General features: G+C 28.2%; 9 protein-coding genes. 3 read left to right on the top strand and 6 right to left on the bottom strand.

The features are described 5' to 3' along the window. Positions 1–3: 3 nt before the first annotated feature. Positions 4–1,404: a glycosyltransferase family 2 protein gene (locus QP548_RS00560; RefSeq protein WP_057231925.1), complete on the bottom strand. Its 1,401-nt coding sequence runs from the start codon at positions 1,402–1,404 to the stop codon at positions 4–6. An 820-nt stretch (positions 1,405–2,224) separates the two neighbouring features. Here QP548_RS00560 and uvsE point away from each other — a divergent pair. Next, a complete protein-coding gene (uvsE, locus tag QP548_RS00555) occupies positions 2,225–3,463 on the top strand; it encodes a UV DNA damage repair endonuclease UvsE (RefSeq protein WP_061429024.1) in 1,239 nt (412 codons plus the stop codon). A gap of 69 nt (positions 3,464–3,532) precedes the next feature. After that, positions 3,533–4,156 carry a sporulation membrane protein YtaF gene (gene ytaF, locus QP548_RS00550; RefSeq protein WP_075808088.1) on the top strand — a complete coding sequence of 208 codons (624 nt, stop codon included), beginning with the start codon at positions 3,533–3,535 and terminating at the stop codon, positions 4,154–4,156. Positions 4,157–4,324: 168 nt separating this feature from the next. Here ytaF and fabV read toward each other — a convergent pair whose 3' ends face one another. From fabV to QP548_RS00525, 5 genes are all read right to left on the bottom strand, one after another. Next, positions 4,325–5,494 carry an enoyl-ACP reductase FabV gene (gene fabV, locus QP548_RS00545; RefSeq protein WP_061429026.1) on the bottom strand — a complete coding sequence of 390 codons (1,170 nt, stop codon included), beginning with the start codon at positions 5,492–5,494 and terminating at the stop codon, positions 4,325–4,327. Between the two features lie 238 nt (positions 5,495–5,732). Continuing rightward, complete coding sequence (locus QP548_RS00540) at positions 5,733–7,223, bottom strand: amino acid permease (protein WP_061429027.1); 1,491 nt, start codon at positions 7,221–7,223, stop codon at positions 5,733–5,735. A 272-nt stretch (positions 7,224–7,495) separates the two neighbouring features. Continuing rightward, positions 7,496–9,736, bottom strand: coding sequence for a TIM-barrel domain-containing protein (locus QP548_RS00535; protein WP_061429028.1), 2,241 nt, complete (start codon positions 9,734–9,736; stop codon positions 7,496–7,498). A gap of 52 nt (positions 9,737–9,788) precedes the next feature. Beyond that, positions 9,789–10,682 carry an ROK family protein gene (locus QP548_RS00530; protein ID WP_061429029.1) on the bottom strand — a complete coding sequence of 298 codons (894 nt, stop codon included), beginning with the start codon at positions 10,680–10,682 and terminating at the stop codon, positions 9,789–9,791. Positions 10,683–10,821: 139 nt separating this feature from the next. Beyond that, positions 10,822–12,270, bottom strand: a complete 1,449-nt coding sequence (locus QP548_RS00525) for an ABC transporter substrate-binding protein (RefSeq protein ID WP_061429030.1) — start codon at positions 12,268–12,270, stop codon at positions 10,822–10,824. Between the two features lie 383 nt (positions 12,271–12,653). On the opposite strand from QP548_RS00525, the gene QP548_RS00520 reads away from it, so the two are divergent. Next, positions 12,654–13,148, top strand: a complete 495-nt coding sequence (locus QP548_RS00520) for a DUF308 domain-containing protein (RefSeq protein ID WP_061429031.1) — start codon at positions 12,654–12,656, stop codon at positions 13,146–13,148. Positions 13,149–13,189: the final 41 nt, after the last annotated feature.

Below are 13,189 nucleotides of genomic sequence, written 5' to 3'. Positions count from 1 at the left end.
TAATTAAACTTCGTATATTCCGATTTGTCTAACGTGTTTAGTATGTGACCATTCTTTTTTATCTTTATCGATTATACCTTGGATTGTTATTGGTATCCAAGTTAATATGTATAATGGATAAATTAAGTATCTGTAGAATATTTGGAAATTTCTCTTTCCTAGGAATAATAATGTTCCTATTAAGAATATTCCTACATAAGCCACATTGAATAATGTTAATAACATTATATTATCTAATATACCTAATTGATTTATTAAGTATGGTTGTATAAATACGTTACATGCATATAGTCCTAAAACTACGAATAACTTTCCGCTCATCTTTTTATCAAATAATAAAGCAAATGGTGTTAATAAGAATTGGAATACACAGAATAATTGCCATACTGTGGCATTAAATAAATAACTTATAACGAATATTCCAAGACCATCTACTGCTCTTATTTGTACGAAAGTTAACAAACCAGCTAATCCAGTTGCTAAAGTAACAAATGGTTGCATTACATATAAAGTACAGTCAAAAGCAACTAAGCTTCTATCTTTTATAGATTTCTTTAAAAGTTTCATTCCATATCTAGTAGCAACATCTGCAAATCCTTGCATCCATCTCTTTCTTTGATTCCATGAAGCTTTTAAAGTTAATGGCTTTTCATCATATATTATGGCATCATGTGCCCAACCTACTTTTTCTCCATTTAATATAAGCTTACAACTAAACTCTAAGTCTTCTGTTAAGCAAGTAGCTCCCCATCCTAACTTTTTAAGAGTTGCAGTATCTATAACGAATCCTGTTCCACCTATTTGAGCTGATAAACCTATATTACTCTTAGCTAATTGAAGCATTCTATTAGCTGATGTAAATGCTATAGCATAAGATTCTGTTATCCATGAATCCTGTGGATTCTTAGAATCTATATATCCTTGAACAACTTTAAATCCTTCACACATTTTATTGTTCATTTCTTTTAAGAAATTCTTATCAACTAAGTTATCGGCATCAAAAACTGCTATTCCATCGTAATGAGTATCCATTTTGAATATTTTATCAAACATCCATTCTAATGCGAAACCCTTACCTCTCTTCTCTTTATTAAATCTTTCAAATACATTTGCCCCTGCTGCTCTTGCAATCTTAGCAGTATTATCAGTACAGTTATCTGCAATAACAAATATATCATATAATTCTTTTGGATAATCTAAATGTTTTAAACTTTCAACTAGATTTTCTATAACTACTTCTTCATTATGGGCTGCTACAAGCATTGCAAATTTCTTTTGAGGCTCAAAAGTCTTTGTATCTTTTTTCTTATAGAATCCAAATAACGCTATGAATAAATAGTATAGCATTAGAGCAAATACGCCTATTTGAAAAATAGCTGTTACCCAAAATATATACTTTTCCATAAATTCCACTCCTATAATTTAAATTAACCTCTGACATTATAACAGTTGTTTATATATTTTGTAAAATATATTTTTTGTTATCTTTTAATAAATTATCAAAAAAACATGGTAAATGGAATAAAATCAACAATTTAGAATAAATATCATCGTAAAATTTTCATAGCAATTGATTCATAAAACAAAATATATTTTATGAATCAATTGCACCAAAATTTAAAATGTTACTATTTATCTATTTAATATGTTTTAAATTCCTAAAAACTTAGTCCCATATTTTCTTGAAATAATTGCTTTATCTCTTTATTGTAAACAACCATTCTTTTTCAAAGGTTCCTCTTGAATTTTCCAAAGAAATTTTTAAATTTCTTTCTCATAAGCATTTATTATTTTTCTTTTACTAACCATATAATCGTCATGTTTTCAGTGTATTAATCTAAGTATAAAACTTAGCCCCATCTTTTAAACCTTTTACAAAGATTTTCATATACCCTATAGTTACATTAACATCACTGTCCTTTAGATTTAATTTAAATTTATATATTTAATTACAATAAACCAAATTTACAAACTTCTTATATATCCTTAAATCTAAATATATCTTTTTTCATAATATAATTTTGCCATATAACCCCCTTATGAATTATTACAAATTTATTAATTTATAAATAAAAACAATGATTACTATAATTTTAGATTTATTAATTTAAAATTATTTTACTATTTATATTTAAAAAAAATAATATATTTCTAAAGCTTTTTGTTTTATTTTTTATTTAAATGCAAAATATATAATTAATATTTTGAAAAGGATTGATTATATATGAAAATAGGATATGCTTGTACTCCAATAACAACTAATGCTAGAACAAATCGCAGAATATTACTAAAGGATTTTTCTAAGGATAAATTCCTTTCTATTACAAAACAAAATTTAGATGATTTACAAAAAATATTAGAATGGAATATTAAAAATAATATTTACTTATTTAGAATAAGCTCAGATATTATCCCCTTAGGTTCCCATGAAATAAATAATATAAGCTGGCAAAAAGAATTTAAAGATAAGTTAGAATTCATAGGAACTTTTATTAAGAATAATAACATTAGAGTTTCTATGCATCCTGGTCAATATACAGTAATAAATACCCCTAAGGAGGATGTATTATACAAGTCTATAAAGGATATTGAGTATCACTGTGAGTTTTTAGACTCCTTAAATGTAGATTATAAAAATAAAATAATACTTCATATAGGAGGGGTATATGGAGATAAAAAATTAGCAAAGGAAAACTTTTTAAAGGGATTTAAGAAACTTTCAGATTCTTCTAAAAAGCGATTGGTCATAGAAAATGATGAGAGAAATTTTTCCCTAGATGATGTATTAGATATTTCTAGTAAATTAAACATTCCTGTTATATTTGATAATTTACATAATATATGCTATGGGGATAATTCCTATAGTTTAAAAGAAATTTACTCACTTGTTATCAAAACATGGAATAAAGAATTAGATGGAAATATGAAAGTACATTATAGTGAGCAGGATATTTTTAAAAAGAAAGGTTCCCACTCTCCTTCAATTTCTATAAATAGTTTTTTAGAATATTATGAAGAGATTAAAGAATTTTCTCCTGACATAATGTTAGAAGTTAAGGATAAGGATATTTCTGCAATTAAGTGCATAAACTCCTTAAAAGAAATAAATAAAACTTTAGATCATAAAGCTTATAGGGAAGAGATAGAAAATTATAAATTACTTTTGCTCCAACATGATAAAGACTTTCAGGAAAAGCTTAACTCCTTTTCTAAGGGTTTAGTAGAATTCTATAATTATTTAGATAAATTATTATTATCTCCTAAGGATATTATAGGCTTTAAATACTCTTTAGAACTAGCTTTTAATATTTTAAGAGATTATATAAGTAATAGAGAATCCCTATATTTTAAAAAGCTTATTAATGAAAAGGAATATGAAAAAGCTAAAGTTTATTTAACAAAGTTAGTAAAGAAAATAGAATTTCCCCCTAAGGAATTATCTTATTATATTTCTCAGTCTTAAACTTACTCACACTCCAAAATTGTCACAATTTATATATTAATAAAATATATTGGAATTAACAGTAAAATTTTGGAGGCAGAACAAGTGAGCTTTTTAAGTATACTTCTTTTTGTAATTGCTGCAAGTTTAGATATACTTGTTGTTTCTCTAGCATATGGTTTAAAAGACATAAAAATAAATTTTTCAAGTACTCTTGTCATAGCATCCATATCTGCTTTAGGAACTTTTATTTCAATGATATTAGGACAATTTTTAGTGGATTTAATTCCTGTTAAATTAGGAGATATTATAGGTGGTTTAGTTCTTCTTGCATTAGGTTTTTATTCTATATATTCTTATTTCAAAGAGAAAAAAATCCTAACCTCACATAATAGTGAAAATAATTCCTCTCCCACCTTTATATTAGAAAATCCAGAAGTTGCAGATAAAGATAAGTCTGGTAATATTGATTTTAAAGAATCTCTAGCCTTATCCTTAGCCCTAGCATTAAACAACTTTGGTTTAGGAATAGGTGCTAGCATCTCTGGACTTAATATTGCCTTTACAACAATATCAACCTTTATTATTTCATTGACATTTATATCTTTAGGCTTCTATTTATCAAAAACAATAAAAAGTAAAAATATTTCAAAAAACAGTAACTTAATTGCAGGAATAATAATCATTATATTGTCACTATTTATTATTTTTTAGATACAATTAAGTTCTATTCAAAATATAAATACCTTGACATACCAAAAGCAACTATAAATTCTTAACTAAATTAACTTTAAATAAAATATAAAAGGCCTTACTCTAGTAGTTTAACTAAAGTATGACCTTTTCATATTTTTTAAAATTAATGAAATAATATTTTTTATATTAAACTGTTGTTATGTCAACATCCTCTGAGTAATCTACTCCCTCTAATCCAAATCCAAATAACTTGAAGAATTCTTTTTTAAACCCTTCTGCATCACTTAATTCAAAAACATTCTTACTAGTTATTTGTGGCCATATTTCCTCAATAGCCTTTTGTACATCCTCAGCCATTTCTAAATCGTCTATTCTAATTCTATTTTCTGAGTCTAAATTTAAGTTTCCTTGGTAAATTTCTTTAAACATTCTGTATATTTGCTCAATACAACCCTCATGAGTACCTTTTTCCTTCATAACTTTATAAAGAATTGAAATATATAAAGATACTATTGGAATAGCTGAGCTAGCTTGCGTTACTAAAGCTTTATTTACAGATATATATCCTTCTCCATTTAATGATTTTAAAACCTTAGTTATCTCTCCTGCAGTTTTTTCTAAATCATTTTTAGCTCTTCCTATAGTTCCTTCTCTGTATATTGGATAAGTAACTTCTGGTCCAATATATGAATAAGCTATTGTTTTAACTCCCTTTTCTAAAACATCAGCTTCTTTTAATGCTTTAATCCATAGCATCCAGTCTTCTCCACCCATTACTTTTCTAGTACCTTCTATTTCTTCCTCTGTAGCTGGATTAATAGTGATATCATGTATTTCTCCTGTGTGGAAATCTAAAGTTTTACTAGTAAATGGAGCTCCTACAGTTTTTAAACAAGAACTATAAACTTCTCCTGAAACTGGATCCTTTCTCTTTGGAGCTGCTAAGGAGTATATAACCAAATCTACTTTCCCCATATTTTCTTTTATTAATTCTATAACTTCATTTTTAACTTCATTAGAAAAGGCATCTCCATTTACTGATATAAACTTTTTACCTTCACTTGCTGTAAATTTCTTTAGTGATTCTATGTTATACCAACCTGCTGAAGCTGTTCTCTTACCTTTTGCCTCTCTCTCAAATGAAACACCTAAAACTTCTGCATCACAGGCCTCTGAAGCAACAATAGCACTTGCTAATCCATATCCAGTAGAAGCCCCTAGTACAAGTACTCTTTTAGCACCTTCTATCTTTCCATTTTCTTTTACGTACTCTATTTGATTCTCAACATTTTTTTTGCAACCTGTAGGATGTGATGTAGTACATATAAATCCTCTAAATTTTGGTTCTACTATCATTAAGATTTCTCTCCCTTCTTCTTTCCATTTATTATTTTTAAACTCTCATATTTTCTTTAGAGCTTTATCTCTTCTCTTTTTAATTTATAACAGCATTTTGTTTGATTATCAAAATATATTGTAATTATCATATTATCACATTTCATATATTTTGTCATTATAATTAATCTAATAAACTTTCTAAAATATAATGATATAAGTATATAAAAAAAAGACACTCTAAAGAGTGCCTTTTTTACTATTTATTTTCTAATTTTGATGATGCAGCTTCTCTTACTGCATCATCATATGCTTTTCCGTTAGTTTTCTTAGCTATCTTAGGTAATATTAAACCTAATCCTATTAATACTAAAGGTGTACCAATATTCATTCCTACTCTGAAAATCCATTCTCCTGAGAATGTTTTAATATCTGTTGGGAACATACCTAAGATACAAGCGAATGCTGTAAATACAAAACACCAAGTACCTATTAACATTGCAAATTTATCATTTTTAACAAATTTGTAATCTGACTTGAATTGGCCTTTTATAGCTTTTCTTAACATTATGTAAGCTAAGAATACCCATAAATATCTCATTGGCATAACAACAGCATTTAATTTTAATAACCAAGTAAATAAAGCATTGAAGTTTCCAATTCCTAAAGCTGGTACTATTATTAATATACCAACTAAAATAGAAGTCATTATATATCCATTTATTGGAGCTCCATTCTTATTAGTCTTAGTTAATGATATTGGAACGTATCTTGCATCAGTATCTGCTAATAAAACTTTTAATGGAGCATCTATTGAGAATACTAATGCTGAAACTTGAGCTGCAAAGTTTGCTAATGCATATAATATTAATAAAGAATTTCCTATTCCATAGTAATTACCTAACTTTTGGAATGCATAGTAAGCACCATTTAACATTAAATCATCAGGAACATTATTTGCATCAAACATCATTCCCATTGCTACTGATCCAAGAAGTGCTGTAACTGCAACCATTATAGCTAAGGCTATCATACCTTTTGAGAAACCTCTTTTAGAATCTTTCATGTTATTAACATATGGAGATATCTTTTCAGCTCCTCCAACTGAGAATACCAACATAGCTATAGTGGTAAAATACGCAAAATCAAATTTTGGTATATAAGTTTTTATAGAAGTCATATTTGGACTTGCTATATGAGTTCCTGTAATAGCTGGTGCTGTTAACATAAGTACTATATAAAGAATAGACATAACGAACATTGCTGTTCCTGCTATTGTACCTATTTTACCTAATGAATTTACTCCTCTTGAAGCAATCCACACAAAGAATAAGAATATTACTAAACATACTACTTGAGTAATTTTAGGATCTATAGCTTTTATAGTGCTTCCATCTTGGAATACTGCCCATCCTAATGAAACAAGTACAGCTTGTGGTTTTTGTGCTAAATAAGGTACATGTACTACCCAATAAGTCCATCCTGCTAAGTAAGCTAATGTAGGCCCCATTGTTTTACCTATCCATGAACTTACCCCACCTTTACTATCTCTAAAAGTTGAACCTAATTCTCCAACCATAAGTGCATATGGTACGAAGTATAAAGCTATAATTAATATCCATGAAGTTACTACGGTTAACCCTTGAGTTGCGAAGTTGTTTACTACGTTACCAAAGCCCCAAACTGACACGAATGCCATTAGACCAAGGTTATACCACATAAGCTTCTTTCCATCATTGCTATTGCCCATATCTTTTTCCTCCTAATAATTATTTCCACAATATTCCCCTATAAATTTTCTTAAAAATACTTGTCCATCTTTAAAAGAATTCATAGAAAATCTGTTATAAATTATTTTAACGTTAAATATTACCCATTAATTTTAACATCCTATTAAAATTAAAGCAATATAGAGTAATAAGTATGACCACTAATATTTCTAAGTATTAGTGGCCATATATCATTTATTATGTTAAATTAATGCAATTATTTCTCTACGTATAAAAAATAACTCGTAATAGACTATTTTATTATTTGAATTTCCATATCCTCTATAATATAGTCATTATTAATAAGCTTAAATTCTTCTTTTCCATCTACAAACTCTATGCCCATATAAGTATATTTTCCCTCTAAATATTCCATAGTATGTCCATCGTCATTATAGTGGAATCCTTTAGCATTCTCTCCAAAAACCTTAAGAAGTATATTCTTTGGTCTTTCTTTAACATTTCTAAATTTCTTATTATATGTTGGTATTATTGATCCTTCTTTAACAAAAACTAAAATTTCATCTAATTCACAAGGAAGCTTATACCACTTTCCTCCTTGTAACTTCTCCATTGTAAAATAATTAAACCAACTTCCCTTTGGTAAATATACAGTTTTGCTTCTTTCCCCTTCATATAATACTGGTGCAACAAGCATATTTTCACCTAACATAAATTGTTCTCTCATATTTAAAAGATTCATATCTTTCTCATATTCCATTATCATAGGTCTAAATATAGGAAGTCCCTCTTTATGTGATATATAATATAAATCATAAATATATGGAAGTAACTCATATCTTAACTCAATAGATTTCTTTGCTATTTTTTCAGCTCTTGGTCCAAAAGCCCATGGTTCTTGTCTTCTAGTGTACATATTTGAGTGATTTCTGAATATAGGAATAAATGGTCCCATTTCCATCCATCTTATAAATAATTCTTCACTTGAATCTAACCCGAAACCTGAAACATCATTTCCAACAAAAGAAAATCCACTGATTCCCAAATTAGCATTCATTGATATTGACATTCTCATTTGGCTCCAAAGGCTCATATTATCTCCAGTCCAAACTGATGAATATCTTTGTCCACCAGCATAGGTAGCTCTAGTCATTGAAAATCCTCTTTCATTAGGATGCAATTCTTCTTGCGCTTCCTTAGAACATCTGCTCATTTCAAAGCCATATCTATTATGAAATTCCTTATGTTCTATAACTCCATTATCACTATTATGAAGACAGGTTTCTAACATTGTTTTATGATCATTATTAAAGACACATGGTTCATTCATATCATTCCAAATTCCATCCATGCCATGTTCACTTATGAATTTTTTAAGTTCACTTTTCCACCATTCTCTACAATCCTTATTTGAAAAGTCAGGGAAAGCACTATCACCTGGCCAAACTGCTCCAATAAATATTTCTCCATCTAGCTTCTTAGTAAAATGATTTCCTTCTTTACCTCTTTTAAATACAGGATACTCTTCATCTACCTTAACACCAGGGTCAATAATAGTAATAGTTCTTATTCCCTTTTCTTTTAAATCACCAATAAGACCAGCTGCATCATCAAAATTAGGAGTTTTAAAAGTCATAACTCTAAATCCATCCATGTAATCTATATCTAAATAAACTACATCTAAGGGAATATCTTTTTCTTCAAAGGTTTTTACTAACTCTCTTACTTCCTCTTGGCTAAAATAACTAAATCTACATTGCTGATATCCTAAGCTCCAAAGAGGTGGCATCTCCATTCTTCCTGTCAAAGCAGTATAATTCTTAACTACCTCTTTAATATTTTCTCCTGGAATAAAGTAATATTGAATTTGTCCTCCTATTGCTCCAAAGAAAATCCTATCTCCCATTTCCATTCCCATATCAAAATAACTTCTAAAACTATTATCAAAGAATATTCCATAGGTAGCTTCTTCTTTTAAGGCAACATAAAAAGGAATTGTCTTATAATAAGTTATGGAATCATCGTCAGTCTCTGGATCATCAGTATTAAAGTTTTCTGTATAACATCCCTTTTTATTTAAATCTCCACCCTTTTCTCCAAGTCCATAATATGCTAAACAATCATTTACCTTTGATATGTACACATTTCCTTCTTCATCCTTAAAGCTTGGCTGAAAATCTTCATTTATTATATTTCCTTCTAAGTCTTTGAAACTTATCTCTGTAGTATTTTTATCTACAAAAGTTAAAACCTTCTTACCCTTTATAATTACAAAGTTTGAATCCTCTTCTACTATAAATTCACCTTTTCTTAAATCACCGACTACACCATTAGTTGAAAGACTTTCCTCATATTTATCTCCAATAAAAACTTTAACTATATCATTTTCAAATATAGTAAGCGTTATTTTCATGTTTGAAAAATAAATATCTATATTATTATGATTAATCTCATAATTTTTAAAAACTCTCAATCCCCCATTATAAGCTTTAAATTTCATATTTAGATTTTCTCTATAATTTAATTGTGACATAAGGCACTCCCCTTTTTATCTATATAATTTTTCTTTAAATAATAAAATTTATTTATTTGCTAACAAAAAGAAAGTTATATAATGCTCCTATTAAATTTGAATCATTTTGAAATTTGCATTTTTCAACACTTATATCTAAGGTCGCTATATCACTTTTTAATAAAGCAAGTTTTTCATTTATTTTCTTATCAAATCCATCTCTAGCACTTATAGCTCCACCAATAACAATTTTTTCAGGATCAACTATATATTGAATATTGTATATTCCTCTTGCAAGGTCCATATACCATGATTCTATTTCCTTATTAACTTCCTCATCTCCATTTTCAGCCATTTCAAAAACTTTCTTTCCATCAAGTTCTGATTTTTCTATTCCTTTTAATTTAGATACTCTTGTAACTAAAGCATTAGTGGATGAAACTTCACTCCAAATTCTATCTGTTAATCCTTCACTATCTCTAGTAAACATATAACCAAATTCTCCCCCATGAAGATGCTTTCCTCTTAAAATTCTTCCATTTATAACTATGCATCCACCTATTCCTGTACCAATTACAATACATGCATAATTTTCTACTCCTTTAGCTGATCCAAGCCATCCTTCCGCTAATCCAGCACAATTTGCATCATTTTCTATAGAAACCTCTAAACCACATCTTTTTTCTAAAAGCTCTTTTATATTTGGACCATGTATGCAAGAAATGGCACTTCCTCCTCCTATAAATCCTGTTTTAACATCTACAGCACCTGGCGAACTACATGCTAATCCAAAAACCTCATTTTTTTCTTTATATGAATCAACAACTTTTCCTATGGATTCAATAAAAATATCTATATTATCCCCTTCAGTTTTCATGCTTCCCTTTTCTAAAATATCTCCACTTTCAGTCATCAAAGCATGTTTTATACTCGTTCCTCCAATATCAATAACAACATATTTCTTCATATAAAATCATCCCCCGCTATACATATATTTATAATCTACTCCTTAGATTATGTAAGAATACTTTCATAAGTTTTATTTATATTTTTATAAAAGTAAACTCTATGCTTGGCATAGAGTTTACACTTATTTTTAAATTATATTATTTTCCGTTTTCAGCTTTCCATGCATCTATTTGACTTTGCATTTCTGAAATTACTTCATCTATTCCAACTTCTTTTAATTTCTTGTTCATTTTCTCTAAATATTCAGCTTCATTAACTGATCCACTGTATATAGTTGATTTAAACTCTTCAAGAACGTTGTTTATAGCAGCTATTTGATTACTTACTTTTTCAGTGTTGAATTTGAATCCTAAAGCAGGTGACTCAACTGATGCATCATTGAATGCTTCGAATTCTTTCCATTTATCAACTGGCTCATTATCTAAAGTATAAGTTATGAATAAGTTACCTAAAGTGTAATATCCAACTGAGTAATCTTTAGCTTTATCAGTTAATTTTATTTGAGTATCACCAGTTTTTTCATAGTGAACATCTTCTATACCATAGTTAAGTAAGTTTCTTAAATATACGTCAGTATTTAATAAGTTTAAGAATTCCATAGCTTTTTCTGGATGCTCTGAAGTCTTAGAAATAGCTATCATTGAACCTGTAGTTGAACCATTAGTGATATGAGTCTCCATTATTGGTGATGAAACTACTTCATATCCTAAATCCTTTGACCATAATCCATCAGCATATGGTTGTCCATCAGCTTTAGTTACAAATCTCTTAACTGATTTATCATCCTTAGCTGTAGCTGAGTCAGCATTTATATAGCCTTCCTTATAGTACTTTTGTAAAGTTTCTAATTCGCTCTTCATTTTATCTGTTTCAAACATATTTTTAATTGTTAAGCTTTTATCTCCGTACTCAACTCCTACTGGATCAACTAATTGATCGAAGTAAGCTGGTGCTGAGAATCCTTTTGTTATATATAAAGGTGTAACATCTGGCTCATTTTCATGGATAACTTTTAGCCATGGCTCTAAATCTTCTAAAGTATGGATATCTTGATATGGTATGTTGTATTTATCAACATATTCCTTAGTAAATACCCACATAGGTGCAACCCCTATTTCCTTTTGGTTTGGAACTGCATATGTTTTACCATCTATTTTAGCTCCAGCCCAGAATCTTTCATCTATAACAGACTTCATTTCTTTTCCTTTAGTTTCTAATAATTCGTCTAGTTCTAAGAAAGCTCCTTTTCTAGCATTTTCTAAATATGGGTTAGCCCATGAACAAGTAAATGCTAAGTCATATGGTTCTCCTGAATTTATTATAACTCCCATTTTTTGAGTGTAATCACCGTAATCAATAAATTTCATATCAATAGTAGCATTGATCTTTTCTTTTAAATATTCATTAGCTTTTTCTTGAACCATGTCTAAATCTTTTGGTGTTTGTCCAATTGTATACCAAGTAAGTTTTACTGTTTCTCCCTCTCCAGCATTTGCTGTTTTGTCTGCTCCACATCCAGTTAGTGCAACTGAAGTAGTTAACATTGCACAAGCTGTTAAAGCTATTAGTTTCTTAAATTTTAACATTATGTTTTCCTCCCTATTAAACCTTTGTTTTTCAAATCCCTTAATATCGTTTACAGGTTTATTATATAGCCCATTTAAACATTTTCATAGTGGAGTTTTTTTATATTTATTTGACTTTCTCTATTTATAAATTTAATGAAATTATATAATTTATTATCTTCCATAAAACATTTCATATTTTTTCTAATAAATACCTTTTCATTAGAAATATTATTACTTTTTGTATTACTTCAATTGAAAAGTATCAAATTTATATGCCAATTTAAAAATATATGTTAAATTTAAAATATGAACATTTTTTAAACAAATGTTATTATTTATTTATAGCAATATTTCTTAAATTTATAGATAACAGACTTTTTAAAAATTAAGGAGTGATTTAAATGGAAAAAAGTGCACAAATATTTTGTATATTAGAAGGAATTCTAATGGCAATTGTAGGTATCTTATTCTTTATTAAACCAATTGATTCATTGCTATATTTCACAATAATAGCAGGTATATTAATAATCGGTTCAGGTATATTTACAATAATTAAAGCTTTTAAATCTTCAAGAAAAGGCTTATATATTTTTACAGGTATAATATCAGTATTATTTGGTTTAATGCTATGTTTTGTTCCACTAGAAAGTATTGACGTATTAATTATATTCTATGGTTCTTGGGCATTAGTTAACGGTATATTCTTGCTTGTTGGTGAGTTTACTTATAAAAGCTTTGGTTTCAATGCTACAACACTTTATTCTATATTATTGATAATATTAGGATTATTAATATTATTTGAGCCAATCTCATTCTTAATAGCTACACCATTTATAATAGGTATTTACTTTATTATAATCGCTGTATTTGAAATTTACTTAGGCTTTAAGCTATAAAAATAAACACAGAAAAAGGCTACATCAAAAATGAAATCACT

Source organism: Clostridium sp. UMB9555A (assembly GCF_030222355.1).
GTDB classification, from domain to species: Bacteria; Bacillota; Clostridia; order Clostridiales; family Clostridiaceae; genus Sarcina; species Sarcina perfringens.
The sequence above is the reverse complement of the archived record's forward strand: the minus strand, read 5'-3'. Positions and strand labels throughout refer to the sequence as shown.

Excerpts from the sequence above, each read along its gene's own strand:
- QP548_RS00560 (WP_057231925.1), bottom strand. The coding sequence starts at position 1,404 with ATGGAAAAGTATATATTTTGGGTAACAGCTATTTTTCAAATAGGCGTA.
- uvsE (WP_061429024.1), top strand. The coding sequence starts at position 2,225 with ATGAAAATAGGATATGCTTGTACTCCAATAACAACTAATGCTAGAACA.
- fabV (WP_061429026.1), bottom strand. The coding sequence starts at position 5,494 with ATGATAGTAGAACCAAAATTTAGAGGATTTATATGTACTACATCACAT.
- QP548_RS00540 (WP_061429027.1), bottom strand. The coding sequence starts at position 7,223 with ATGGGCAATAGCAATGATGGAAAGAAGCTTATGTGGTATAACCTTGGT.
- QP548_RS00535 (WP_061429028.1), bottom strand. The coding sequence starts at position 9,736 with ATGTCACAATTAAATTATAGAGAAAATCTAAATATGAAATTTAAAGCT.
- QP548_RS00530 (WP_061429029.1), bottom strand. The coding sequence starts at position 10,682 with ATGAAGAAATATGTTGTTATTGATATTGGAGGAACGAGTATAAAACAT.
- QP548_RS00525 (WP_061429030.1), bottom strand. The coding sequence starts at position 12,270 with ATGTTAAAATTTAAGAAACTAATAGCTTTAACAGCTTGTGCAATGTTA.
- QP548_RS00520 (WP_061429031.1), top strand. The coding sequence starts at position 12,654 with ATGGAAAAAAGTGCACAAATATTTTGTATATTAGAAGGAATTCTAATG.